The sequence below is a fragment of the Sutterella faecalis genome (assembly GCF_006337085.1).
GTDB classification, from domain to species: domain Bacteria; phylum Pseudomonadota; class Gammaproteobacteria; order Burkholderiales; family Burkholderiaceae_F; genus Sutterella; species Sutterella faecalis.
Genome location: NZ_CP040882.1, coordinates 1,827,364 through 1,853,509 on the forward strand (window position 1 = coordinate 1,827,364; position 26,146 = coordinate 1,853,509).

23 protein-coding genes and 1 riboswitch are annotated in these 26,146 nt (G+C 56.6%); of the genes, 11 read left to right on the plus strand and 12 right to left on the minus strand.

What is annotated here, in order from left to right; translation table 11 throughout:
• Window positions 1-27: 27 nt before the first annotated feature.
• The gene (locus tag FG381_RS07545) at window positions 28-798 is read left to right on the plus strand and encodes a HesA/MoeB/ThiF family protein (RefSeq protein ID WP_139689165.1); all 771 of its coding nucleotides are present in this window, start codon (window positions 28-30) and stop codon (window positions 796-798) included.
• A 60-nt stretch (window positions 799-858) separates the two neighbouring features.
• Here FG381_RS07545 and sppA read toward each other — a convergent pair whose 3' ends face one another.
• From sppA to FG381_RS07585, 8 genes are all read right to left on the minus strand, one after another.
• Entirely contained in the window at window positions 859-2,670 is a 1,812-nt protein-coding gene (gene sppA / locus FG381_RS07550; protein WP_139688250.1) for a signal peptide peptidase SppA, read from the minus strand.
• Window positions 2,671-2,678: 8 nt separating this feature from the next.
• Window positions 2,679-3,338 (minus strand): HAD-IA family hydrolase, encoded by a 660-nt coding sequence (locus FG381_RS07555; RefSeq protein ID WP_226960271.1) that lies wholly within the window; start codon window positions 3,336-3,338, stop codon window positions 2,679-2,681.
• A 131-nt stretch (window positions 3,339-3,469) separates the two neighbouring features.
• A complete protein-coding gene (gene dksA, locus FG381_RS07560) occupies window positions 3,470-3,889 on the minus strand; it encodes an RNA polymerase-binding protein DksA (RefSeq protein ID WP_139688251.1) in 420 nt (139 codons plus the stop codon).
• A gap of 224 nt (window positions 3,890-4,113) precedes the next feature.
• A complete protein-coding gene (locus FG381_RS07565) occupies window positions 4,114-5,109 on the minus strand; it encodes a CobW family GTP-binding protein (protein ID WP_139688252.1) in 996 nt (331 codons plus the stop codon).
• 82 nt (window positions 5,110-5,191) lie between these two features.
• Window positions 5,192-6,397: a class I SAM-dependent rRNA methyltransferase gene (locus FG381_RS07570; RefSeq protein ID WP_139688253.1), complete on the minus strand. Its 1,206-nt coding sequence runs from the start codon at window positions 6,395-6,397 to the stop codon at window positions 5,192-5,194.
• Window positions 6,398-6,425: 28 nt separating this feature from the next.
• Window positions 6,426-7,286, minus strand: coding sequence for a diaminopimelate epimerase (dapF, locus tag FG381_RS07575; protein ID WP_139688254.1), 861 nt, complete (start codon window positions 7,284-7,286; stop codon window positions 6,426-6,428).
• Between the two features lie 18 nt (window positions 7,287-7,304).
• Entirely contained in the window at window positions 7,305-8,192 is an 888-nt protein-coding gene (locus FG381_RS07580) for a lysophospholipid acyltransferase family protein (protein WP_139688255.1), read from the minus strand.
• Window positions 8,192-9,064, minus strand: a complete 873-nt coding sequence (locus FG381_RS07585; protein WP_139688256.1) for a lysophospholipid acyltransferase family protein — start codon at window positions 9,062-9,064, stop codon at window positions 8,192-8,194. Before FG381_RS07585 ends, FG381_RS07580 begins: the two co-directional genes overlap by 1 nt.
• A gap of 423 nt (window positions 9,065-9,487) precedes the next feature.
• Here FG381_RS07585 and metK point away from each other — a divergent pair, with 423 nt between their 5' ends.
• From metK to ahcY, 3 genes are all read left to right on the plus strand, one after another.
• Complete coding sequence (gene metK / locus FG381_RS07590) at window positions 9,488-10,666, plus strand: methionine adenosyltransferase (RefSeq protein WP_139688257.1); 1,179 nt, start codon at window positions 9,488-9,490, stop codon at window positions 10,664-10,666.
• Between the two features lie 185 nt (window positions 10,667-10,851).
• On the plus strand, window positions 10,852-12,162 hold the full coding sequence (locus FG381_RS07595) for a tryptophan--tRNA ligase (RefSeq protein ID WP_139688258.1): 1,311 nt from the start codon (window positions 10,852-10,854) through the stop codon (window positions 12,160-12,162).
• 83 nt (window positions 12,163-12,245) lie between these two features.
• Window positions 12,246-12,343, plus strand: a riboswitch (S-adenosyl-L-homocysteine riboswitch).
• A 20-nt stretch (window positions 12,344-12,363) separates the two neighbouring features.
• Complete coding sequence (gene ahcY / locus FG381_RS07600) at window positions 12,364-13,764, plus strand: adenosylhomocysteinase (RefSeq protein ID WP_139688259.1); 1,401 nt, start codon at window positions 12,364-12,366, stop codon at window positions 13,762-13,764.
• Between the two features lie 81 nt (window positions 13,765-13,845).
• On the opposite strand, the gene FG381_RS07605 is transcribed toward ahcY, so the two are convergent.
• Entirely contained in the window at window positions 13,846-14,403 is a 558-nt protein-coding gene (locus tag FG381_RS07605) for a 5-formyltetrahydrofolate cyclo-ligase (RefSeq protein ID WP_228025621.1), read from the minus strand.
• Between the two features lie 138 nt (window positions 14,404-14,541).
• Here FG381_RS07605 and FG381_RS07610 point away from each other — a divergent pair, with 138 nt between their 5' ends.
• Window positions 14,542-16,914, plus strand: coding sequence for a lytic transglycosylase domain-containing protein (locus FG381_RS07610; protein WP_139688260.1), 2,373 nt, complete (start codon window positions 14,542-14,544; stop codon window positions 16,912-16,914).
• 19 nt (window positions 16,915-16,933) lie between these two features.
• Window positions 16,934-18,043, plus strand: coding sequence for a CCA-adding protein (locus FG381_RS07615; protein ID WP_139688261.1), 1,110 nt, complete (start codon window positions 16,934-16,936; stop codon window positions 18,041-18,043).
• Here the strand turns inward: FG381_RS07615 and FG381_RS07620 are convergent.
• Entirely contained in the window at window positions 18,040-18,234 is a 195-nt protein-coding gene (locus FG381_RS07620) for a DUF2905 family protein (RefSeq protein WP_139688262.1), read from the minus strand. The genes FG381_RS07615 and FG381_RS07620 overlap by 4 nt on opposite strands.
• A 75-nt stretch (window positions 18,235-18,309) precedes the next feature.
• On the opposite strand from FG381_RS07620, the gene FG381_RS07625 reads away from it, so the two are divergent.
• The 3 genes from FG381_RS07625 to FG381_RS07635 all read left to right on the plus strand — a co-directional run bounded on the left by FG381_RS07625 (window position 18,310) and on the right by FG381_RS07635 (window position 20,184).
• A complete protein-coding gene (locus tag FG381_RS07625; RefSeq protein ID WP_139688263.1) occupies window positions 18,310-18,711 on the plus strand; it encodes a dihydroneopterin aldolase in 402 nt (133 codons plus the stop codon).
• 8 nt (window positions 18,712-18,719) lie between these two features.
• Window positions 18,720-19,598 carry a tRNA 2-thiocytidine(32) synthetase TtcA gene (gene ttcA / locus FG381_RS07630; protein ID WP_139688264.1) on the plus strand — a complete coding sequence of 293 codons (879 nt, stop codon included), beginning with the start codon at window positions 18,720-18,722 and terminating at the stop codon, window positions 19,596-19,598.
• Window positions 19,599-19,755: 157 nt separating this feature from the next.
• The gene (locus tag FG381_RS07635; RefSeq protein WP_228025626.1) at window positions 19,756-20,184 is read left to right on the plus strand and encodes a CBS domain-containing protein; all 429 of its coding nucleotides are present in this window, start codon (window positions 19,756-19,758) and stop codon (window positions 20,182-20,184) included.
• Between the two features lie 141 nt (window positions 20,185-20,325).
• Here the strand turns inward: FG381_RS07635 and ppk2 are convergent, their stop codons facing one another.
• Complete coding sequence (gene ppk2, locus FG381_RS07640; protein ID WP_139688266.1) at window positions 20,326-21,543, minus strand: polyphosphate kinase 2; 1,218 nt, start codon at window positions 21,541-21,543, stop codon at window positions 20,326-20,328.
• 55 nt (window positions 21,544-21,598) lie between these two features.
• Window positions 21,599-22,519 carry a 16S rRNA (cytidine(1402)-2'-O)-methyltransferase gene (rsmI, locus tag FG381_RS07645; RefSeq protein WP_139688267.1) on the minus strand — a complete coding sequence of 307 codons (921 nt, stop codon included), beginning with the start codon at window positions 22,517-22,519 and terminating at the stop codon, window positions 21,599-21,601.
• Between the two features lie 139 nt (window positions 22,520-22,658).
• Between rsmI and FG381_RS07650 the strand changes: the two genes are divergently transcribed.
• Window positions 22,659-24,059, plus strand: a complete 1,401-nt coding sequence (locus FG381_RS07650; RefSeq protein WP_139688268.1) for a penicillin-binding protein activator — start codon at window positions 22,659-22,661, stop codon at window positions 24,057-24,059.
• A 104-nt stretch (window positions 24,060-24,163) separates the two neighbouring features.
• Window positions 24,164-25,999, plus strand: coding sequence for an ATP-binding cassette domain-containing protein (locus tag FG381_RS07655; RefSeq protein WP_139688269.1), 1,836 nt, complete (start codon window positions 24,164-24,166; stop codon window positions 25,997-25,999).
• Window positions 26,000-26,146 lie beyond the last annotated feature (147 nt).

The window sequence follows — 26,146 nt, forward strand, 5'->3', positions numbered from 1 at the left end:
GAACAAAGAGGATTGGCCCTTATGCCCATTACTGACCACGATCGCTTCGACGCGCTGCGGGAACGCCTTTCGCGCCAGATGTTGATTTCCGGATTCGGAGAGGAAGGCCAAAAAAAGATTATTGCCGCCCGCTTTCTCGTCATCGGTGCCGGCGGACTTGGTTCTCCGGCGCTCCTTTATCTTGCATCAGCCGGCGCCTGCCACATCACCATCGTCGACCCCGACGAGGTATCGGAAAACAATCTCTCTCGCCAGATCCTCCACGAAAGCGCCTCCATCGGCTGCAATAAGGCTCAAAACGCCGCTCGGGAGCTCCTGCGCTGGAATCCGCAGATTGAGGTTCGCGCCGTTATGAAGCGCATGAATTCTGCAGAAGACCTGACTCCTCTCGTAAAGGAAGCCGATATCGTCCTCGACTGCTCGGATAACCTTGCCACCCGGCAGCTCGTCAATCGCGTATGCCTGGCAGAAAAGAAGCCGCTTGTCTTCGCAGCCGCCGTAAAAATGAGCGGACAGGTGACCGTCTTTGACTTTCGGGATCCCGACTCGCCCTGCTACCGATGCCTCTTCGATGAAGACGATGCCGCCAATGACGAAAAAGCCTCGACCTTAGGCGTTTTCTCGGGCCTCACGGGAACGATAGGGCTTCTGCAGGCGACGGAGGCGCTTAAACTCGCCGCAGGCTTCGGCAAGCCCCTCGTGCGGCGGCTTCTCATGGTCGACCTCTTCGGCATGGAAATGACTGAATTGACCTATAAGCGCAGAAGAGCATGCCCCTGCTGCGGCAAAGCGCATTAAAACCATTCAAGAGCCAGGCCGCCCTTCAAGCGAAAGGCGGCCTTTACGTCGGGCGAATGGTCAGATGCCTTCGGGCACTTCAGACCAGGCAAGCACGCGACCGGACTTCAAAAGTGCTTCAAGCCGCTGCCACTCTGACTCTGGAATCTTTCCCGGCAGAAAAGCCATTTTCCAGGAAACGCTCTTCGGGACCACAGCAAAGACCTCGCCGGAAAGCTTTGCCATCAGCGCCGACATCCCGTCAGGCTCTGCGTCAAAGTAGCGCACCGGCGCATCGTCAGGAAGCTCGGCAAGCTGACGAGCCACCTTGACCGCATCCGACAAGTCGCCCAGGCTGTCGACAAGCCCGTGCTCGAGTGCCTGAGCTCCCGTCCAGACCCGACCCTGAGCCACCTTTTCAATTTCGGCTTCCGTTCGTCCGCGGCTTTTTGCCGCAAGTGCCTTGAAGCGGTCATAAACACGCTCAACTCCGGAACGCAGAATGGCGCTTTCAGCGTCATTAGGCCGATGCAGGGGCGAACCGAATTCCGCAAGCTCTCCAGTGCGGTATCCGTCTCTGCCGATATCGAATTCGGCGAGCAGACCTTCCGCATCAGGGATCACCGAGAAGACGCCGATCGATCCGGTAAGCGTCAGCGGATCCGCGATGATGCGCTCTGCGCCGAGACTGATCCAATAGCCTCCGGAAGCCGCCGTATCGCCCATGCTCGCCACCACGTGAATGCCCTTAGCCCTGATCGACGCAAGCTTTTCCCGAATGGCCTCTGCCGCAATGGCGTCTCCCCCCGGACTCGAAATGCGCAGCACCAGAGCGCGCGTACCCGGCGTCTTGGCGGCCCGGTCAAGACGATCGCAGAGCTCTTCGGGCGAGATCCCTGAGGCTCCACCAGAGCTGATCGTACCCTCGGCAAAAACGACGGCCACGCCGCTGTCGGAAGCATCAGGAAGGTCTGTCGCGTTGAGATAATCGAGATAATCGATGCGCTTCAGCTTCGTCTTGTCCCCGCCTTCCGCAAAGCGCTTCGCGAGCTTCTCTTCAAATTCTTCTTCTGTCAGAAGATCCGTGACAAATCCGGAAGTCTTAAGAAACTCCGCGGGATCTTCCCCCTCGTTAAGCCTGGCGGGGAGCGCTTTGAGATATTTCTCAACTGCCCCCGGCATCAGGCCGCGGGCTTTTTCAATATCCCCCGTCAGCCCCTGCCAAGATGCGTCTATCCAACTCTTCTGGGCCTCAAGGTTTTCCTTGGAAGGCGCATTGCTGGTGAAAATTTCCGGCGCACTCTTGAAGGCTCCCGCCTTATAGACGGAAACGCCGATTCCAACGTGTTCGAGGAGCCTGCCCCAATAGAGATTTGCGCCCGAAAGCCCTCGCAGCATGACGAGTCCCATCGGATGAAGCGAAATTTCATCCGCATGAACCGCCGCGGCATACTGCCCCTGGCTGAAGCTTTCGGACCAGGCATAAACCGGTCTGCCCGTCACGCTCTTAAATCGCTCAACGGCATTGCCGATCGTTCTCGCGGAAGCGAGGCCGATCCGGGTCAGGTCGCCCGTCACGATTTCAACGCCCGCAATATCCGGATCCTTTGCAGCGCGGTCAAGCGCCTCAACAACATCGATCAGCCGCGTCGATTCCGTGCCCTTGCCGGTAAGAAGCCTCATGTCTGCCGAGAGGAGTCTCATGGGATCCGACTCAACAATAGGGCCCCGCAGATCAAGCACCATTACCGTACGGGGACCTATGGCCGGAGCCTCAGGCTCCGACCAATACCACAGGCCCGCCGCAAGTATGAGGATGCCGTAAAAGACCACATTAAGGACAAGCCGTCGAAGAAAGTCGAGGCACCGTCCGATCCAGCGTAAAAATTGCATCTTTATTCTCAAATGCGCCCGATGCGGCGCAAAAGCTCTTCAACATTGCAAACAACGAGATCGATGGCAGGATGAGCCATCGGCGCATTCCAGGGCATGCGCAGGCCGGCATGGCGGCGTCTCATGCCGATGCACCAGACGGTCCGCATTCCGGCGAGCTTCGCTGCTCTGAGGTTGAGAAGACTGTCGTCGACCAGAACTGCATCCCGGGACTTTACGCCCAACCGCGCGGCAAGCGCCTTCATCATTGCTACCGACGGTTTCGGACGCCAGTCTCCGAAGAGCCGCATGTCTGAACTCGTCACTTCAAGATCAAAGAAGCCTTTGAGCCCGATCGCGGGCAGTATCGCGTCAGCGTAATTTCTCGGTCCGTTCGTCATCAGCACGCGTCTGCCGGGAAACTTTGAAAGCACGGCTCGCATGGATTTCAGGCCCGTGAGATAGGGGGCATAGTCAAAATCGTGCACTGCGGGCAGAAACACTCGCGGATCCACGCCGTGGCATCGCCAGAGGCCGATGAATGTCGACCCGTAGGTACGCCAGTAGTACTCACGAAGAAAGTTGGCTTTCTCTCGACTAAACCCCATACGGCGGATGAGGAAGTCGTTCATGAGAACGTGCACCTCATCCAGGATCCCTGCGGACGATGCGAGGAGCGTATCGTCCATATCGAAGATCCAGACACGCGGCTGAGAATGCAAAAACGGCACGGTTCCCGAAAGTGCGGGCTCAGTCCGTGCCGTCATGCATTGTGCGCGATCGCTGCGGCGTCCGTCAGGGAAACGTCGCTCGCGCACGATCAGTCTCCGTACATCTTCTGCTTGAGCTCGCGGCGCTGCTGAGCCTCGAGCGAAAGCGTGGCCGTCGGACGCGCCATCAGACGGGCTACGCCGATCGGATCACCCGTTTCCTCGCAGTAGCCGTAATCACCGTCATCAATTCGCTTGATGGCAGCCTGCACCTTCTTGAGCAGCTTGCGTTCGCGGTCGCGGGTGCGCAGCTCAAGCGCGTGCTCTTCCTCAATCGTCGCACGGTCCGCCGGATCCGGAACAACAGTCGTCTCGCGCAGATTGACCGTCGTCTGGTCGGCATTTGCGCGCAGCTCGCGCTCCATGTCCGAAAGACGGCGCCGGAAAAACTCAAGCTGTTCGTCGTTCATGTAGTCGTCGTCAGACATCTTGAGGATTTCTTCCGCGGTAAGTCCCTTTTTGGTGCCCATGTTCTTATTTCCTGTGAATTCAGCCCCGATCTTTCCGGCTTTGTTGTTGAGCCGCCTCGTCGCATTACTAGCGAAAGTTGGGAAACTTGACTTCAAATCTCCCGGCCTTCAGGATCGGTTCCTTAGGGTAGGAAAGCGTTATACCGAAAAAATCCCGCTTCTGCCACTCAAGAGAAGCGGGATTTTTTTGAGGAAATTCAGTAAATCTTTTTTAGCGCTGAATCTCAGGCCAGACAGGTGTCAAGCCCCTTGCGGATGGCCTCTTCCGGAAGGTTGCGCCCGATGAAGACAAGCTTCGAGAAAGGCTTGCGGTCTCCCCAGGGTCCGAGGACGTCCGAAACGGCAAGCATGTGCACCCCCTGAAAGACGACCCTGCGGTCAACGTCCTTAAAGTACAGGATGCCCTTATAGCGAAGCATATCCGGTCCGTAAACACTCGTAAGCGACATGATGTAGCGTTCAAGCTTCATCGGGTCAAAAGGCTTTTCAGAGTCGTAGACAAACGTATGAATGTCATCATTGTGATGATGGTGATGGTGGTCGTCCACAAAGAAATTGGGATCCACATCGAGCACATCATTCATGTTGAAGCCCGAAATGTTGAGGACGACGTCCACAGGGCACTTCCCCATATCGACGCGGCGGATGGGTGCACGGGCATTCATGCTACGAAGCCGTGATTCAAGCGCCTCAAGTTCTGCAGGGGTCACCAGATCGCACTTCGAAACGAGAATGCGGTCGGCAAAGCCCACCTGATCACGGGCATTGGCTTCATCATCGAGCGTTTTCGCGCCGTATTTGGCATCAACCACCGTTACGATGCCGTCAAGACGGAAGAAAGGCGCAACGGCGTCATCCATGAAAAAGGTCTGAGCGACAGGACCGGGATTCGCCACGCCGGACGTTTCGAGCACGACATAGTCAAAATCAATCTCGCCGCGATCACGCTTCAGACGCAGGTTGGTAAGCACGCGCGAGAGATCCCCTCGAATCGTGCAGCAGACGCAGCCGTTATTCATGCTGACGATCTGCTCCTTCTGTTCGGTCACGAGAAGATCATTGTCGATATTTTCCGTACCGAACTCATTTTCAATGATCGCGATCTTGAACTGATGATTCTCCTTGAGAATCCTGTTGAGCAGCGTCGTTTTCCCGGCGCCGAGGAAACCCGTCAGAATGGTTACCGGGATTTCCGGTTCCTGTGGTTCTTCAACAACCATTTGTCTTATCCTCCATTGTCCATAATCGAAAAAAGGAGCGTGCTTTTTCCTCAGCGCGCTCCTCTTTCAGCTTAGAGACTTGTCAGGGCCGCACCGCGAGGCGCATGCCCTTCAGATATTCGCCTTCCGGGCAAGTCATCAAAAGCGGATGATCCGCTCCCGCACCAAAACGCCCGGTTGCCCAGGCATTGAGTCCGGAATCAATCACTGCTCCCGCAACAATCTTTTGGAAAAGATCCACATCGATTGCCCCGGAACAGGAGAACGTAAAGAGTTCGCCGCCCGGCTGAAGGAGTCTCAGACCGTTGAGGTTGATGTCCTTATAGGCCCTGGCCGCGCGTTCCACATGATAGTGGCTGGACGCAAACTTGGGCGGATCAAGAATCACCAGATCGAAATGCTCGCCCGCGTCGCGAAGCCGTCTGAGGCAGGAAAAGACATCTTCGCACACCCATTCGGCCTTGCCGGCAAAGCCATTGCGCGCAGCATTGGCCTTTGCCATCTCAAGCGCCTCTTCGGAGGAATCGACGGAGACCACCTCTTCCGCTCCGCCCTTAAGGAGCGCAAGCGAAAAGCCGCCCGTGTAGCAGAAGCAATTGAGCGCGCGCATGCCGCGTCCGTGAATCCGGCGGAATTCCTGAGCCGCGGTCTGAGCCGTGAGACGACTCTCACGCTGATCGATATAAAAGCCCGTCTTGTGTCCGATGCGGCAGTCAACGCCGTAGCGCACGCCGTCTTCAACCACTTCAATAGCTTCGGGCGGATTTTCCCCTGCGAGGAGTTCGGAGCGGACTTCGAGACCTTCACGACGACGCGTGGCGGCGTCCGATCGATCGTAAATGCCGCGGGCACCCGTTGCCTCCATCAGGAGACGGCCCAAAAGCGGACGATAGGCTTCAACGCCGGCAGACTGGAATTGCGTCACAAGCCAGTCGCCATACTGGTCGACGATCAATCCGGGAAGCCCGTCGGCTTCGCCGAAAATCAGGCGAATTGCGTTCGTACGGTTCCGGAGAGGCTCGCGAAAGAGAATGGCTTCCCGCACCTTCCGCTCAAACCACGCGTCATCAATGACTTCATCTTCGCGATAGGACCAGCAGCGTGCTCTCAGCGTGGACGCGGGAGAATATGCCGCCCAGGCAAGGAAACGCCCGTCGCGCGAAAGCACTCGAACCGTATCTCCAGGCATGGGCTTTCCGACCACACGCTCAACTGCGGTGTCATATACCCAGGGATGCCGGCGAAGAAGGGACTTCTCCTTGCCCTTTTTCAAAATAAGGTCTGACATTTTTTAATTTCCAGGTTCAATCGCCAAATTAGATTTCAATGCAGCCTGTGAAGACCACTTCTGCCGGACCGATAAGGCTGAGCGTGGAGCCGGGCCCCTCCCAGGCGCAGGCAAGCGCCCCGCCCCGGGCCGAAAACTCAACCCGCCTCTCGAAGATGCCGCGCATGAGACCCGCCGCCATCGCGGCGCTGGTACCGGTACCGCAGGCAAGCGTCTCTCCGGGACCTCTCTCCCAAACGCGGATTTTTGCCTTTTGCGCGCTTTCGCACTCAACAAATCCGACATTGACGCTTTCCGGGAAGGCCGGATGACGCTGCAGGAAGGGACCGATAAGATCGATGCGTTCGCGATCCACATCGTCCGTGAATACGGTCGCATGGGGATTCCCCATGCTCGTCACGGTAAATTCAATATCGCGCTCGAGGGGCTCGCAATAAACCTTCCAGACCGCAATCCTATTTTCGATCCGATGCTGAAGGCCTTCTGGACGGAAGGGTATTTCTTCGGGCTGAAAGCGCGGCTCGCCCATATCGGCCACCATGCGGCCGTCGGGCTCTCGCTTCACGCAGATTCTGCCCTTCATCGTCTGAAACGGAATCGAGTCGCCTGAGGCATAGCCCCGTTCAAGCGCAAAGCGCCCGATGCACCGCGCACCGTTGCCGCACTGCTCGACTTCATCGCCGTCGCTGTTGAAGATGCGGTAGCGTAGCGGTTCACCCGCCTTTTGAGGCGGATCGAGCAGGAGCAGCTGATCTGCGCCGATTCCGAAGCGCCGGTCCGCCAGGCGGCGAACGAGCTGAGGCGTTACCTCAACAGGTTCGGCCACGCGGTCAAGGACGACGAAGTCATTCCCGGCCCCCTGCATCTTGGTGAAATGTAGTTCGGTCATCATTCAATTCATTAAAAATCAATAGACTGAAGGCTCGCCTTCAGGCCGGGTTTTAAAGCGCCGATGCACCCAGAGATACTGATCCGGATGTCGGCGGATATATGCCTCAAGCTCCTTATTGAGACGCGTCGTATCGACCTCTGGGTCTTTCGTCGGGAAATTCTCGAGAGGTGCGGAAATTTCAACGCGGTAGCCGTCATCCGTCATGGTGGCAATGCACCAGACGACCTTTGCGCGCATCACGCGTGCGAGCCGCGAAACCATCGGAATCGTAGCGGCCTTCACGCCGAAAAACGGAACGAAAATTGAATTCCGCGCGCCGTGATCCATATCGGGCAGATAGTAAAAGGGAAGCCCTTCGCGAATGTGCTTCATCACCGTCCTCAGATCGTTGTCCCCCGTTTTGGCGATAAGCACCGGGTTGCTGAAGCGGAGCCTGCCTTCAAGCAGGGCCTTGTCCCAGACGGGATTGCTCTGCTTCTGATAGAGCGACACACCGCGCACATAGGTATTGAGCGCGATGCCGGCAGCGTCGAGCCCTGCAAAATGAGGCGATACCACAATGATCGGGCGGTTCTCGGGATCGAGCAGATGCTCAAGCCCTTCGAACTTGACGAGCGCCTGCACTTCTTCCTTTGTACCCGTCCAAAGCGTACCGTGATCAATCGCAGCACGTGCAAGACGCACATAAACGCGACGTGCAAGCTTTCTGCGTTCATCTTCGGAAAGTTCCGGGAAGCAAAGCCGCAGATTGGTCAGGATGACATGGCGGCGCTTGGGCACCGCCTGCCAGAAAATCGCAGCCGCGCATCGCGCAAGCCCCCAGCGCGCCGGCATCGGCAAATGCCTGAACGAACGGACAATGCGGACCCAGGCACGGGAAAAAACTTCATTAAAGGACGACATCAGCGATGGGCTCCTTCTTCAGGCGGCGGAGCGCCTTTCGGACGCTTGTAGCGGTTGTAGCTCCAGGCATATTGGTCAGGCATCCGGCGAATAATGTGCTCAATCATCCTGTTCATGGCAAGCGCATCTTCGTGGATGTCGCCTGTAAGCGGATCCGTCCACTCCTCGGCCTCAACTTTCCAACTGTCGCCCTCTCGAACGCCCCAGGCAAAAATGCGGATGGCATCAAACTGATGAGCGACCTTGACCGGAAGCGTCATCGTATAGGCGGGCCTGCCGAAAAAAGAAGCCCAGACGCCTTCGCCTTTGCTCGGCACCTGATCCGGAAGCGCTCCGAAAGTATTGCCTTCCCGCAGGCTCCGTATGATGCGCTTGACGCCGATCAGGGTTGTCGGAACAGCCTCAATGCCGGGAGCCTGACGGGCATCACCCACCACGGCGCGCAGAATCTTCTTCCTCGGCGGCCGATAGAGAATCGTGATCCGGCGGCCAGTTTCCTTATATAGCGTGCCGGCAAGCCAGACGGGGAGCACTTCGAAGCAGCCGACGTGAGGCGTCATAAAAACGATCGGACGACCGCTTCTCATGGCGTCTCCGATCAATTTTTCAGCTTTTTCGTCCACTCGCACGTGCTCAAGGACGGTTTCCGTCGGACGGTACCAAACCCAGATGCTTTCCATCGCCTGCCGTCCGGCATTGCGGCCGACGCGGGCAAAAATGCTTTTATGCGTGTACCCGGCCGCACACAGATTGGCGCGCGTCCGCCGGCGATACCCCGGCGCAAGCCAGAATACGAGTTCACCGACGAAGGCGCCGAAAAACTGCAGGAACGACAGCGGAAGTTTGGCAACGAGCGTGAGTAGCCTGTGCATGCGAAAGACAGTCTCCGATCCTGAAAGCGCAGCGCCTGGAGAGGCGGCGCAGTATTGCGGCGAATCATTAATTTTACTTGGGGCTCGCGTCCTTTTTGCACCGGGAATCCGCGGCCCTCATCGTTTTCTCGCTTAAGGGAAACGATAGAAGCATACAAAGTAAATATTCACACCTATTATTTTTATTGTTTACACAGGCATCTGCATCTATCCGTCCTGTCATTCTCCGCCAAACTCCCCGGCTCAAAAGAACCTTCTTCATCAGATTCCTTTAATTCTCCATGCGTTATCATTGCGCCCGATTCGCCGAGTTAACAGGACAACTTGCGGGGCGAACAAGAAATTCCGCTAAAGCGTCTCCCGCATGGAGCCAAGACCAATGCGCAGAGCGCTTCTCCTTCTCAATACTGGAGTTTTATGGCCATGGCCCACGAATATCTCTTTACTTCCGAATCCGTCAGCGAAGGTCATCCCGACAAGGTCGCAGATCAGATCTCCGACGCTGTTCTTGACGCCTGCCTCACCGAAGACCCGATGAGCCGCGTCGCCGCCGAAACGCTCTGCACCACCGGACTTGTGGTGCTTGCCGGCGAAATCACGACGAACGCCAACGTCGACTACATCGGCCTCACGCGCAACGTGCTGAAGAAAATCGGCTACGACAATACCGATTACGGCATTGATCATCGCGGCTGCTCCGTGCTCGTCGGCTACGACAAGCAGTCTGCCGACATCAAGCAGGGCGTCGACCACGCCATGGACGACGAACTCAACCTCGGCGCCGGCGACCAGGGCCTGATGTTCGGTTTTGCCTGTGATGAAACGCCGACGCTCATGCCGGCCCCGATCTATTACGCTCACCGCCTCATGGAGCAGCAGAGCAAGGTCCGCAAGAACGGCACGCTGCCCTTCCTGCGTCCTGATGCCAAGAGCCAGGTCACGATGCGCTACCGCGACGGCAAGCCGGTCGGGATCGACACGATCGTCATTTCCTCGCAGCATGCTCCCGAAATGTCGGACGGCACGAAGATGAAGCCCGAATTCACGGAAGCTATTGTTGAAAGCATCATCCGCCCGGTCATTCCTGCCGAGTGGCTCAAGGACACGAAGTTCCTCATTAATCCGACCGGCCGCTTTGTCGTCGGCGGTCCGCAGGGCGACTGCGGCCTCACCGGCCGCAAGATCATCGTCGACACCTACGGCGGCTACTGCCCGCACGGCGGCGGCGCCTTCTCCGGCAAGGACGCCACCAAGGTCGACCGCTCCGCCGCCTATGCCTGCCGCTATGTCGCGAAGAACATCGTTGCTTCCGGTCTCGCCACCTATTGCCTCGTGCAGGTTGCCTACGCGATCGGCGTCGCCGAACCGATGAACGTTACGGTCTTCACCAACGGCACGGGCCGCATCCCTGATGAGGAAATCGCCGCGCTCGTACGCAAGCACTTCGATCTGCGCCCCCGCGGCATTATTCAAATGCTCGACCTGCGCCGCCCGATCTTCTCGAAGACCGCAGCCTACGGCCACTTCGGCCGCGAAGAGCCGGAATTCACCTGGGAAAAGACCGACAAGGCTGAAGCCCTCAAAGCCGCTGCCGGGCTCTAAAACCCTTCGCAGACGCTTCTCTCAGTTGAGAGTCCTCGCAAGACTCCTCTGATACGCCAACGGGCGGCGCATCCTTCGGAAGAAAGGACGCCGCCCGTTCTCTATTCCGCCGTATGATTTCTTTTTTACGGCAATGTTCCGGCTGCTATACGACCGGAATCCTCTCATTCGATTCTTTTCAAGCGATGACCAAAAAACGCGTTCTCACCGGCATCAACACCACCGGAACCCTGCATATCGGCAACTACGTCGGCGCCATCCGCCCGGCCATTCAGGACAGCCGCGATCCCAACGTTGAGAGCTTCTTCTTCCTCGCGGATCTGCACGCACTCATCAAGTGCCAGGATCCTGCCCGCATTGAAAGAAGCCGCATGCAGATTGCCGCGACCTGGCTCGCCGCAGGCCTCGATCCGGAACGCGTCACGCTCTACCGTCAGAGCGACATCCCTGAAATCCCGCTGCTGTGCTGGATGTTCGACTGCGTCATGAGCAAGGGACTTCTCAATCGTGCGCACGCCTATAAAGCAGCCGTTGATGCCGCCACGGCTGCCGGGAAGGACCCGGACGCCGACGTCTCCATGGGGCTCTTTTCCTATCCGGTGCTGATGGCTGCAGACATTCTGATGTTCAACGCGCAAGAAGTGCCTGTCGGCCATGATCAGCTCCAGCACCTCGAAATGGCACGCGACGCCGCCCAGCGCTTCAACAACCTCTATGCCACGCCCGAGCATCCGTTCTTCGTGCTTCCCCAGGCAACGGGCGGCAGCAGCATTGAAGTGCTCCCCGGCCTTGACGGCCGCAAGATGAGCAAGTCCTACAACAACGTCATCCCGCTCTTCGAAGGCGGCCGCGCAGCGCTTGATGCCGCCATAGCGCGCATCGTCACCGACAGCCGTGCACCGGGCGAACCCAAGGATCCCGACAGCACCTCTCTCACCGTCATCTTCGATGCGTTTGCGGCGCCCGAGGAGCGTGAAGCCTTCCGTGCGGAGCTTCGTTCCGGTCTCGGCTGGGGCGAAGCCAAAAAGCGTCTTGCCGATCAGATTGATCGCGAGATTGGCCCGATGCGCGCCCGCTACGAAGAGCTGATGGCGCATCCCGCCCAGGTCGAGGAGATCCTGCAGGAGGGCGCCCGCAAAGCGCGTCTCATCGCAACGCCCTTCATGGATAAGCTTCGTCATGCCGTTGGTCTTAGAAGCTTCACTGAAATCGCCGCGCCGCAGGCAGCCAAAAAGAAGGCGCAGAAAGTTCAGCGCGCAGCCTTCAAGCAGTACAGGGAAAAGGACGGGTGCTTCTACTTCAAACTTATTTCCGCCGCGGGCGATGAACTGCTCCTCTCCGAAGGCTTCGAGTCCGGCCGCGATGCCGGCATGTGGGTCGGCCGTCTCAAAAAGGAAGGCGCAGCGGCCCTCGAAGGCGCGCCGGTCAGCTTCCTCGACGGCATTACGCGCGATGCCGTTGAAGCAGCCCTCCTCTCCTTCCGCGAAGAAGAATAATTTTTCATAAGAATCAACAAATGAAGGCGGCTATAATGCCGCCTTCATCGCATCCGGAGAACAGTCTCCGGCATGAGGACCAGGGGTTCGAGGAGCGCTGCGACGGAGTCTCCCCTAAGGGACTTCGCGAGGCTCGAACCGCTTCCGTCTGCATCCGCATTTCCAACGGCGCTCTCCTTCTTTCTTCTTTCAAGACGACAAATGGACGCTACTGAAAACTACGTTATCGCCGACCTTGGTCTTGCCGACTGGGGCCGCAAGGAAATTCAGATTGCCGAGGTGGAAATGCCCGGCCTCATGGCTATCCGGCGCGAATATGCCGCAAGCCAGCCGCTGAAGGGCGCCCGCATCTCCGGGTCTCTGCACATGACCATTCAGACAGCCGTTCTCATCGAAACACTGACGGCTCTTGGCGCTGAAGTCCGTTGGGCGAGCTGCAACATCTTCTCCACGCAGGACCACGCAGCGGCTGCCATTGTGAAGGACGGCGTCCCGGTTTTTGCACGTAAGGGCGAAACGATCGAGGAATACTGGGCCTATACGCATCGGATCTTCGAGTGGCCTGACGGGGGCTACTCCAACATGATTCTTGATGACGGCGGTGACGCCACGCTTCTCCTGCATCTCGGCTCCCGTGCTGAAAAGAACCCGGAAGTCATTGCGCATCCGACGAGCGACGAAGAAACTGCACTCTTTGCCGCCATCCGGGAGCATCTGGCGATTGATCCCAACTGGTATTCGAAGCGGCTTGAAAAGATCCTCGGCGTTTCTGAAGAGACGACGACCGGCGTGCACCGTCTCTACCAGATGAGCGAACGCGGCGAACTGCGCATCCCCGCAATCAACGTCAACGATTCCGTCACAAAGTCCAAGTTCGACAATCTTTACGGCTGCCGCGAATCGCTCGTCGACGGCATCAAGCGTGCAACTGACGTTATGGTCGCCGGCAAAGTTGCCGTTGTGGTCGGCTACGGCGATGTGGGCAAGGGCTGCGCTCAGGCGCTGCGCGCCCTCTCCGCCCAGGTCTGGGTGGTGGAAATCGATCCGATCTGTGCGCTTCAGGCTGCGATGGAAGGCTATCGCGTCGTTACCATGGACTTTGCCAAGGACAAGGCCGACATCTTCGTCACTGCCACGGGCAATGTCCGCGTCATCACGCACGATCACATGATCGCGATGAAGAATGAAGCGATCGTCTGCAATATCGGCCATTTCGACAGTGAAATTGATGTCGCCTCCATGCGTCAGTACAAGTGGGAAAACATCAAGCCGCAGGTCGACCACATCACGCTCCCCTCCGGCAACCGCATCATCCTTCTCGCGGAAGGCCGTCTTGTCAATCTCGGCTGCGCTACGGGCCATCCCTCCTATGTGATGAGCTCCTCCTTCGCCAATCAGACGCTCGCACAGATTGAGCTCTTCTGCCATCACGACAAGTACCCTGTCGGGGTCTACATTCTTCCGAAACACCTTGACGAAAAAGTTGCCCGTCTGCAGCTCACCAACCTCAATGCTGAGCTTTCCGTGCTTACGGATGAACAGGCTGCCTATATCGGCGTCAAGAAGGAAGGTCCCTACAAGGCGGAAAACTACCGCTACTGACCGCATGAGGTCTCGCCTCATGAGGCGGTAAAAACCGCATGAAAATGCCCGGAAGAGCTGGTTCTCTTTCCGGGCATTTTTTCAAAAAATTCCGCTATCTGTGATGATAAGGTCAAGCGGCAGATCATGCGGCTCGAATAGTGAATCATCCACCTCATTCACACCATAGGCTACGCCGAGCAGCCGCGGGGAGGCGCCTGACTTAAGCAGCTTTGAAATGTAGCGATCAAAGTAGCCGCCGCCGTATCCGAGCCTTCTGCGCGAACGCGTCCAGCCGAGGCAAGGGATGAGAAGCACATCAGGTACTACGCAGGCGCCTTTCCTCGAACCAGGAATCCCTGCGGCGTCTGCTTCCAGCTTCTCGCAAGGGTCCCACAGACGGTATTCCATGCATGAAGCTTCCCGATCCGTACACCAGGGCAGCGCCAGAGCTCTCGCGCCGTCGGCAGCGCTCCATCGCAGCAGTTCTGAATTGATGTCTGGCTCGCTCCCGATCGGCTGATACGTGCCGACTGTGAGTACGCGCCGCTCTTCCTGCAGTGCCCGCGAAAGCATCTTCAGGAGTCCCGCATGCGCATTCATTCCGACCTTTCGCCGAAGTTCTCCCATGCATTTGCGTACTGTCTGCTTGTCCGGCATTTTGAGAATTCTCCTGAGAAAGAAGGCTCTTCCGGTCGTATCCAATCCCTCAGAAGGAGAGGAGAGGATAGGCTGAAGTGCCCCTCGCTATATTAGGATCCTCTTCTCGGTTTATGTGTTTTCCGATTTTCCCCACTGATGCGCTGCTCTCATCTTCTTGCCCTGCTTCTCATCTGCGTCTCCTCGGCACACGGGATATCCGCGGCAGCTGAAAGCGACGTGCCGCGTCCATTCAATACGGCCGAATCGATCTCAGCAGAACATACGGAAGAAGCACCGCGTCACCGCATCGTCATTACTCCATCGCTTATTTCCATCCCAATTGCGGAACGACTGCAATCGCTTCGCAGCCGAGAAGACAACCCCACGGTATGGCCTGAAGAATCCGCCGTCGGCGTGAATCCTGAGGAAATTTTGGCTCGCATCGACAAAGCTTTTGAAACGGCCTCGATGGATAACGACAGCAGAGAAGCAGCTGCCGGCGAAGCTGCTGATGCAGCTGCCCGGGTTACAGCGTCGCTGATTGAAGAGCCCGTTGCCGATCCGCTCGACAATGCGCTCCATATGCCGCACCCAGAATCCCTTGATTATGTGTTTCTCGAAGCCAGAAACGCTTTTGTACAGGGGCGCCTCGCGGATCTTGAAGAAATTCAACCGCTTCTTTCCGGACATGAATTAAGCGCCTACCCGGAACTCTGGCGCCTGATTCTTCTTCTCAAGAAAGAACCCGATGATCCGGCAGTCAACCTGGAATTCGAGCGATTTTTTAAGCTCCATCGCGATGAATACATCGCAGAAAACGCACTCCATGAATACCTGAAGATCGAAGCGGAAAGACTCAGCGCAGAAAGGTTTCTGAATCTCTACAACCAACTCATCTGGAATCAGGATGACCCGGATCTGATGGCGTGGAATGCAATCCACCGACTCCAGTCTGCCTCCGGCAACAACGGCCGAAAGGAAGAGCTCAATGCTGCAAAGCGCCTTTATCGCGATTCGGGTTCCCTTGCAAGAGAGTCCTATCAACAGCTCGGAGATGCCATTGCCCAGGAGGACCGCTCATGGCTCTGGACGCGCGTTGTAGTGCTGTTGCAAAAAAACGGAACCGGGAAAGAAATCAAGCGAGTCATTGCAGAACTTCCTCGCCCGGAACTGCCTGCATCCATCAAAGAGCTTCATGAAATTCTGGATAGGCCTAATGCGTGGCTTCTGCGGCAGAAAAAACTCGACCGCATTTCCGCTCGTCTAGCCGTCTTTGCATCGCTGCGCCTCTCTCGCACGGATCCGGCAGCGGCAGCCCGGTTGGCTGAAGCTGCAGTAGACCCGAAAGCGGGCAGTTTCTGGAGATCGCTGGTCTGGTCCCGCATCGGCTTTACTGCCATGTCCCGACTTGACCCACGGGCTCTCGACTGGTTTTCCAGAGCGGGATCCGACCTCTCAGGCATGCCCTACGCCGTCTCATCTCCCGAGCAACTCAAGGCGTGGCGTGCGCGCGCTGAGCTGCGAGCCGGACACTGGTACTCCCTCGGCAAAGTCATCGACAGCATGAATGAAGCATCACGCCGCGAGGAAGTCTGGACATACTGGAAGGGACGCTCATTGTCTGCTCGCGGCCTCCATGACCTTGCCCGAATGGAATATGAAAGGCTTGCAAACCGCATAACCTTCTACGGAAAGCTATCCTCGGATGCTCTCGGCCGCCAATATGCGTTCTCCCATCCCCCGAAAGAAATGCCGAAGGCGTCTGATATCGCGCAATGGGGAAAAAATCCTTCAATCCGTCGCGCCGAAGTGCTCTACCGCATGCAGCTTTTTCGGGAAGGTCACCGGGAATGGAATTGGGCCATGCGAGGCATCAGTCCCTATGGTTCGATTGCGCTTGCAGCCTATGCCCGCCAGGAACGGCTGGTGCACCGAATGATTAATACCAGCATGAAGAGCGGTACGGACCTCGTCGTCATCGAACAGCGCTTCCCCAGACCTCACGCCGAGCTGATTGAACGCGTAAGCAGTGCTCAGGAACTCCCTGCCGCCTGGGTCTACGGACTCATCCGTCAGGAATCACGCTTCATACCGGCGGTAAGTTCATCTGTCGGCGCACGCGGACTGATGCAGCTCATGCCGGGCACCGCCTCCTGGACCGCCCGACAGCTTGGCATCGAACACTACGACGAAGGTCGAAACCTCACGGAACTCGAGATGAATCTTGTTCTCGGCTCCGCCTATCTGCATATGCTCTATGCCGACTCAGGGGAAAGCTTCATCCTGGCTACAGCCGCATACAATGCCGGCCCGCGCCGCGCCCGCATCTGGAGAAATACGCTCTCGGATGCAATGGAAGCCGCCGTCTTCATTGAAACCATTCCCTACTTTGAAACCCGGGAGTATGTGAAAAACGTACTTGCCAACATGCAGACCTATTCCATGCTGACAGGCAAGCCGATTGAAAATTTCACCAACTTTCTCGGCAAAGTAACTCCCAGCCTCAGAGAGGCTAAAGATCTTCCCTGATCTTCTTCGAGGATCCGATATGCAGATTTATTCTGTCGGCGGCTTTGTCCGCGATACGCTGCTTAAACGCCGGGGATTCCCGGCAACGCCGGGCGACCACGACTGGGTTGTCGTCGGCGAAACGCCCGAATCCATGATTGAGCGAGGCTTTCTTCCCGTCGGCGAAGACTTCCCTGTGTTTCTGCACCCTAAAACGCATGAAGAATATGCACTTGCGCGTACAGAAAGGAAAACAGCGCCCGGCTATCACGGCTTTGTTTTTCATGCTTCAGCAGATGTAACGCTCGAAGAGGACCTGCGACGCCGCGATCTGACGATCAACGCGATCGCTATGGATGAAAATGGAAGCCTGTGTGATCCCTATGGAGGGGCTGAAGACATTGCCCGCGGCATCATCCGCCATGTCAGCGAAGCCTTTAAGGAAGATCCTGTCCGCATTCTGCGCGTTTCGCGGTTTGCCGCACGATTTCCCGGCTTTTCAATTGCGCCGGAAACCATGACGCTCATGCGGGAAATGGTCAATTCCGGCGAAGCAGATGCGCTTGTCCCTGAACGTGTTCTTGCGGAATTTGTAAAAGGCCTCTCAACTCCCGTCCCCTGCCGCATGCTCGACGTGCTGATTGAATGCGGTCTCTGGCAGCGACTCTATCCAAGCGTGACGCTCACCAACGCCGTTCGAGCCCGCCTTCACAGGACCTGCCGCGAAGCGCTCCCCACTTCTCTACGGCTTGCTGCGCTTGTTTCCGGCCTGCCGGACGGCAGGCAGGCAAAAGGCTTTCTTTCCCGCCTGCGCGCAAGTGCCGAAGCACAGGATCTGGCCAAAATCCTTGGCGACTCAATGCAGGCGCTCGCAGAGCTCTCAACCCCTGAAAACGTCTCGAGCTTCTTTCAGCGTTACGACGCGGTGCGCAGACCGGCAAGAATGACCCTGCTTCTGGATTTCCGCGCGAAAGCGCTTCCTGAAGCGGCACACGGGAAAGCGCCGGACGCATTGCTGCGCGCCGCGCTGTCGGCATGGTGCGGCATTGATGCCGGGAGCATCGCACGCAGCGCACCGACGCCCAAAGACATTCCGCCGCGCGTGCTCGCTGCACGTACGGAAGCCATTAGGACACTTTGGCATCACTAAAAGAGGAGCTTTCCAAAAAAAAGCGCGAGCACAGCCAGAAGAATCGTGCTCATAAAGGGAAGCTCTATCTTGCGGCCCAAAATAGAAAAATTCAGGTCGCCCGGAAGCCTGCCGAGACCAAAGCGCCTCAGCTGAGGCATAGCGCCTAAGAGCAGAAGCAGGATGATGAAAATTACGAGAGCCCAACGCATGATTGGACTCATTCTAACGGACGGCTGAAGGCGCCCTAGAATGCGTGTTTTCATCTTCCGTGCTTCGGATTATCCATGCTTCACACTTCACCGGAAAGCCTGCGATTCACATGCCGGCGGATTTTCATCCGCGGCCTGAAGCTCTCCTGTCGTATTGGCGCATACGACAATGAACGCACCAAACCTCAGACCGTCCTCGTAGACTGCGATCTCTGGGTGCGCCTCTCTCAATCAACAAGCGCTCGGGACAATCTCGCCGACGTGCTCAATTACGACCTGGCGGTTGATGCCATCCGCAAGACAGCATCCGGAGAACACATAGACCTTCAGGAGACGCTCGTCGACCGGATGACGAAAACGCTTGCAGAACTCCCCGGCGTGGAGCTCGTGCGCGTAGCCACAGCAAAGCCTGAAGCCTATGCAGATGCCGACGCCGTCGGCGTCGAATCCTGGCGAGTACCCGCTAATCGCAGCTAACCATATCCATGTCCGACACCATCCCCATTTACAGCACCCCTACCGGCGAAACGCCCCCGAATGAACGCAACCGCAAATCCGTTTCTCAGAAAAAGCTGGAAAAGCGCGTTGTTCGTCTGACAGCACAGGCGATTACCGATTTCGGCATGATTAATGAAGGCGATAAGGTCATGGTAGCCATGAGCGGCGGCAAAGACAGCTATGTGCTGCTCGATACGCTTAAGACCCTTCAGTCGCGCGCGCCCATTCATTTCGACCTGCTCGCCGTCAATGTTCATCAGCACATTCCGCACTTTCCGCTAGACGAACTCAAGCGCCAGCTTGAAGCTTCCGGCGTTCCCTATCACATAGAAGATCAGGATACGAACTCCCTCATTCAGAAGCTGATTCCGGAAGGCAAAAACGTTTGCTCGCTCTGCGCGCGTCTGCGCCGCGGCATCCTCTACCGCGTTGCGCGTGAACAGGGCTGCAACAAAATTGCACTCGGCCATCATATGGACGACATCGTCAGCACGCTGCTCCTTAATCTTTTTTACGGCGGCCGTCTGAAGGCAATGCCCCCCGTACTCATGAACGACCGCAAAGAGTGCGTCGTTATCCGGCCGCTAGCCTACGTTCGCGAGGCTGAAACAGAAAAGCTCGCAAAAATCCGCGGCTATCCTCTGGCAGCTAAAGGCATCTGCGGCGCCGGCGAAAACCTCAAGCGCCAGGAAATCAAAGCCCTCATGAAAAGCTGGGATCGTGAATTTCCGGGCCGCATCTACAACATCTTTATGAGTCTCACCCGCGTCTCCCCCTCGCATCTCATGGATCAGCGGCTATACGACTTCAGAAACTTCAAGTTCCTCTTACCCGACCCGGCACTACAGGCAGCTGAGGAAGAATAAGACTATCCCTGCAACATTTTTGAGCCGGCGACTTCGCTAGAATCGTTGCTGCTTCAACCTTCCTGATACCCCCGTCTATGTGGGTACGTAGGCGGATCAACTTTAAAACACACGACAACGTCATCAAATGAGAACTCGTTCGCTCAAAGTAATTGACATGGCCGTTCATCAAGTGGCCACCACCACACCGCAACAAACGATTCATGACTGCGCGCTTCAGATGCGTCGCGAGCATGTCGGCAGCCTTGTCGTTGTAGATGAAGATGCCAAGCCTATCGGCATGATTACAGACCGCGACATCACGATTGAAGGTGTCGCACTTGGCCGGGATCTGAACGAAGCGACCGTCGGCGATCTGATGACAACGCCGGTTGTTACTTCCACGGAAAATGAAGGCATGGTCATGGCGCTCGCACGCATGCGCGAAAATGGCATTCGGCGCCTGCCAATTGTTGACGACTCCGGTCGTCTTGTGGGCGTTGTCACCAACTCCAATCTCATCAAGGAACTCTCCGAGCTTCTCGATGGACTGGTTCGGAATATCAGTTCGTCAAAGACCCGGGAGGTCGCCCTGCGTTCGGAATAATCCTCCAAATTACGCACTCTTCAAAAAACGCCGGACGTTGAGTTCCGGCGTTTTTTTATTCCTTATGTTCCACGTGGAACATGCTCCGCTGCAGAAGAAAAAGCAGCAGTGTTCCACGTGAAACATTCTCAGGCTCTGCGCTTATTTCTTCTTCTTTTTTTCAGAAGCAAGGCGCGGAATTGACGGCGGGACGAAATCTCCGGACTGCAGTGCGGAAACCCGGCTTTCTGCAGTTTCAAACATTGAACTCGCCCGACCGACAATCAGCGGATCCACTGCGCCGATAGCCTTCAAATCGCGTTTGGCGTAAGGAATCTGCCGGAGGACATAGCGCATGGCGTTCAGGCGGGCCCGCTTCTTATCGTCAGACTTAATTACCGTCCAGGGCGCCTCAGGCGTATCGGTGGCGAAGAACATCGCTTCCTTCGCACGCGTATAGTCGTCCCACTTGTTGCGCGAAGCTTCATCAATCGGAGACAGCTTCCAGCGCTTGAGAGGCGACACTTTACGTTCGCGGAAGCGCCGGTCCTGCTCCTCACGCGAAACAGAGAACCAGAATTTGATCACATAGGTGCCGGAGCGCACCAGATTGCGTTCAAATCCGGGAACTTCGCGCATGAATTCATAGTATTCATCATCAGTGCAGAAACCCATCACGCGCTCGACACCTGCACGGTTGTACCAGGAACGATCGAAGAAGACCATTTCCCCGCGCGTGGGGAGATGCTCTACATAGCGCTGGAAGTACCACTGCCCCTGTTCACGCTCAGTCGGTTTTTCCAAAGCCACCACGCGGGCGCCTCGAGGGTTGAGATGCTCCATAAAGCGCTTGATGGTTCCGCCCTTGCCCGCCGCATCCCGGCCTTCAAAAATAATGACGACCTTTTGCCCGCTTTCCTTCACCCAAGCCTGAAGCTTTAAAAGTTCAACTTGCAGTTTGAACTTTTCCTCTTCATAAACGCTGCGGCGCAACCGATTAACGTACGGATACGCTCCATTGAGCCAGTTGGGGTTGAGCTGATTTTCTTCAGCCTTTCGATCTTTTTCCTTTTTGCTTTGACGAGTGGAAAGACGCTCAATCAGGTCCGTCAAAATGGCAAAGCGATCTTTTTCAGACTGTCCGTTGAGGATCTCATGAATGAGCTCCTCCTTGCGTGTATAAGCGCTTGCCGTTCTCTTCAGCTTGATGTGATTCACCACATCGCGAACGTTTCGAAAGCGCGGCGGACGATCGAGTTTCTCATTGACGTACGGAGGCTCTTCACGTTTCTTTTTAGACGCTGCCCCCTCTTTCTGGAGAACTTCGGTGTCCGCGGCAGGCAGGGGCTGAGGGGGATTGTTTTTATTTTCTTCAGTCATTTTTTAAATCCATATGAGGGGTTTTTGGCGGACTTTCTGCCGGCACAAATCAAAATTAATCTGAAGAAGAGCCGGCGGCATCCCGCTCATGGATGAGCCAGGCATAAATCTCCTGACGAGGCATTCCCGTGCGACGGGCAGCGATGGCGGCAAGTTTTGATGCCGGCATTTCAGGCGCAAGATCGCGCAACCATGCCTCAGCTTCCGCAGTAAGTCCCTCCTCTTTAGGAGGTTCTTCATCCACAAGAACAACATACTCCCCGCGGGGGTCATGCGTCGATGCGAATTTCCCGAGGTCTCCCGCATTCATGGCGGAAATGGTCTCGAACTTCTTCGTGAGTTCTCGCGCAACAACGACGCGTCGTTCGGGTGAGAGCACTTCCGCAATGTCTTCAAGAAGCGCAAGAATTCTGTGGGGAGCCTCATACAAAACAAACGGTTCCCGACGCGCACGAAGCGCTTCAACTGCCTGTCGACGCGCCTTAGGCTGCGGAGGGAGAAAACCGATAAACGTGAAGCCCGCACCGAGGAGACCAGCCGCGGAAAGTGCTGTAACGGCTGCCGAAGGGCCCGGTACAGGAATAACTCGCCTGCCGATGCCGTGCAGATATTCCACCACGCGGGCACCGGGATCCGACACGGCAGGAGTACCTGCATCAGTCACCATTGCAACGCGCTTGCCTTCAGCAAGCAGGGCCTCAATTTGCTCCGCTCCGTGCCGTTCGTTATGCTCACGAACGGAAATCAGCCTTGCATCTATTCCAAAGCGCTCGAGAAGCTTCCGTGTTTCCCGGGTATCTTCCGCTGCGATAACATCCGCACGGGAAAGAACCCAGAGAGCGCGCAGCGTAATGTCGCCCATATTGCCGATGGGTACGCCCACGATGTAGAGGCACGCGGCTGGCAGTTCCTGCTGAGGCAGTCCTGCAGCCTTCATCAGCACATCATCGGACCAAAGATTATTTAGGGAATTCATGCTGTTTTCTCGTCGTTCTTTTGTTGCTTGCCTGAGTTTTCTGGCGGCTGCCGGCTCGTGTATAGCCTCGGACCTCTCTGCGCCGCTCACCGCTGCGGAAGTTGCCGCCCCATCGCGACAGCTTACCTTCGCTCTTCTTATGCCGCCTGAAGATTCACCTGTGCACGCGGCAGCGCGCATTGTTGGGAATGGCCTGCTGGCTGCAAACCAGACAAGCGCGCGTCCGGCAAATATTCTCGTCATTGAGGCTCAAAAGGGATCTTCGATTGAAGAGCAGCTGCAGGCGGCAGCGTTTGCAGGCGCTGATGCCGTCATCGGGCCGATTGAACGCGAAATGGTAAATCGCCTTGTTGAATTGCCCTCGCTGCCGCTTCCCGTCGTTGCGCTCAATTCTGCTGAAAGCACGTCAGGCAAATATCCCCCTAAGCTCGTCATTCTGTCTATTTCCACGGAAGCAGAAGCCGAGTGGATAGCCAAACTTGCAATCAGAGCACTCCCGGCTCACACGGAGGCAGGAACGCTCCCGAAAGTGGCAATCATTGCCGGAAGCGCTCCCTGGGAAACGAGAATTGCCGAGGCTTATGCCCGCACGCTCACCCATGCGGGCATTGAATACGAGATTCAAAGGCTTGATCCGGAAAAGCTCACCGAACTTCAGGCACATTTTGAGCCTGTTCTCAATGAGGAAGACGAACAGAAGCTCAATTTGCTCGCTCGGGAGCAGCTGGCCAAGGCGGAATCAGAAAGCGAACGCAAGCGCATTTCCCGCTCTATTGCCACAATGCGCCGCACGAAGATTGCTACTGCAGAGCCGCCATTTCAAGCTGCACTATTTGCGCTGAGCGCCCAGGAAGCGAGCCTCGTAAGGAATCGATTGCCGTTGCGCATGCGCGTCTGGTCGACCTCTGCTACAAACCCGGGCGACCCTGCTACGAGCTCAACCGCAACCACCCTTGCCTACGACCTGGAAAAGCTCGTCTTTAGTGAATGTCCGCTCGTTGTTCGCTACGACGCACAAAGCTTCGAAGCCCGCTTTGAGACAGCAATGCCCTATTCACTCTCCGCCAAGCGGCTCTTTGCGCTCGGCGCTGATGCCAGGGAAATCGCGGCTCAGTGGTCGCAATTGCGTACGCAGATTCAGTATCACGGCGAAACCGGCAGTCTGGAGCTCAACAGACTGAAGAGCCCTGTCATCACCCGCGAGCCGCAGAGCGTTATTGTGAGAAACGGCAGGCTCGTTGAAGTACCTCAGGAAGTCGTTGCAAAAACAGAACTACCGAACATTGAGCCTCCTCCCGATCCTGCATCTATGACCTTCGTTCCGGTAAAAGAAGTTGAGCACAATGTGCGGCGCGAATCAGTGAAGGGCATTGTCATTTCCGATCCCGGCCCTGGACCGGCGCCGACCCCTATGCTTCAGAAGGAAATGCCTGCGCAAACGTCCTCACCTAACGGACCTGCGGCTCCGTCGCTTGACGGCGTCCCGCTTCCGAGCGACAAGATCGCCCCGAGTGAAATGCCCGGAACGCCTCAGCTCTGACACGCTTGCTTTCGGGCAGAATGCCGGACACGGCTAATGCATCCAGGGGCCGGCACATTAAACTGCCGGCCCTTTTATATCTCCAACCCACTTCATCCTTTCCCATGGCACTCATCACGCTTTCGGACGCTCACCTCGCCTACGGCGATCTGCCGCTTCTTGACGAAGCTGCGCTCTCTATAGAACCGGGCGAACGCGTCGGTCTGATCGGCCGCAACGGAACCGGAAAAAGCTCGCTCCTTTCGGTTCTCGCAGGCAGGCAGCTTCTCGATGACGGGCAGATTCAACGGCAGGACGGACTCATCGTTCACTATGTCGAACAGGAACCCATTCTTCCTGAAGCTCCGACATTCAGAGAAAGCCTTATCGCCCGCGGCAATATTGAAAGCATTACGGATGAAAAGGAGAAGTGGCGCCTTTACGCGAAGCTTGACGAAAACCTTTCCCGCTTCGAACTCAATCCCGACGGAGATCCGAAACTCGCGTCTGGCGGGGAAAAAAAGCGCGCGGCGCTTGCACTTGCCTTCACGCTTGCGCCTCAGCTCATGCTGCTTGACGAACCGACCAACCATCTCGATATGAGGGCCATATCGCTCCTGGAAAACATCTGTCGGGATGAACTTAAAAACCAGCGCTCGCTCGTCGTCATTACGCATGACCGTACTTTCCTTGACAACGTTGCAACGCGAATCGTCGAACTTGATCGAGGGACGCTGCGCTCATATCCGGGAAATTTTTCCGCTTATGAAGCGCGAAAGGAAGAGGAGCTTGCCGCAGAAGCGCTTGAACGCCGCCGATTCGATAAATTCTGGGCACAGGAGGAAGTCTGGATCCGCAAAGGCATTGAAGCTCGCCGGACCCGCAATGAAGGCCGCGTGCGGCGACTCGAGGCGCTGCGCCGTGAACGCGCGGCACGGCGCGAGCAAATGGGGTCGATTCGCCTTGCGATTGATGCCGGGGAAAAAAGCGGAAAAATCGTTGCGGAAGTTACCGGACTTTCAAAATCATTCGGCGATCATGTGGTCGTGAAGAACCTCGACTTCACGCTGATGCGCGGCGATCGTCTCGGCTTGATCGGTCCTAATGGCGCCGGCAAAAGCACCCTTATCAAACTGATTCTCGGGAAGCTAAAACCTGACTCGGGGAAGGTCAAACTCGGCACAAACCTGCAGATCGCCTACTTCGACCAGCTTCGCGAACAGCTCGACCTCAATAAGACAGTAGCTGAAACCATTGCTCCGGGATCCGACTGGGTCGAAATCGGCGGTGAACGCAAGCACGTCATTGCTTATCTCGGCGACTTTCTTTTCCCGCCTCGTCGCGCCAATGTGCGCGTGAGTTCTCTTTCCGGCGGCGAAAGAAACCGCCTTCTCCTGGCACGTCTTTTTGCACTGCCTGCCAACCTGCTCGTGCTCGACGAACCGACCAACGATCTCGATATCGACTCTCTCGAACTTCTGGAGCAAACGCTGGCTTCATATCCCGGAACGATCATTCTTGTCAGCCACGACCGCCGCTTCCTCGACAACGTCGTCACTGAAGTGCTCGCCCCGGAAGGCAATGGGAAATGGCGTGAATACGTCGGCGGCTATGCGGAATGGTTTGCTCAGCGTCCCGCTGAAGCGCTTCCGGTGAAAAAAGCACCCGCCCCGAAGGATGAGGAGAAGAAAGCCAAACCCAAGCCGCAGGTTCAGCAGAAAATCAAACTCTCCTGGCGAGAAAGCCGGGAGCTTGAAGCTCTTCCAGAAAAGCTTGAAGCCCTCGAAAAGGAACAGTCCGACCTTATTGCCCGCATGAGCGAGGGGAGCTATCACACAAAGCCCGTGGAAGAAATCAAGGCCGACAAGAGCCGTCTGGATGCTCTGGAAGTCGAAATCAGCGCGGGTTATGCGCGCTGGGAAGAACTCTCCGCAAAGGCGGATGAGGCAGCCAGGGCCTGATTTTTTCTAATCCCTTTTCCTTTATACGAAAAGACCGGTTCTGACGCATAACCCAAACTCCCGGCCTCTAGCACCATCGGGTATTGACTCAAGTTAAAAGGTGCCAAAACTTTCTTTTTAATCCCGTGTTTTCTATAAAAAATGAAA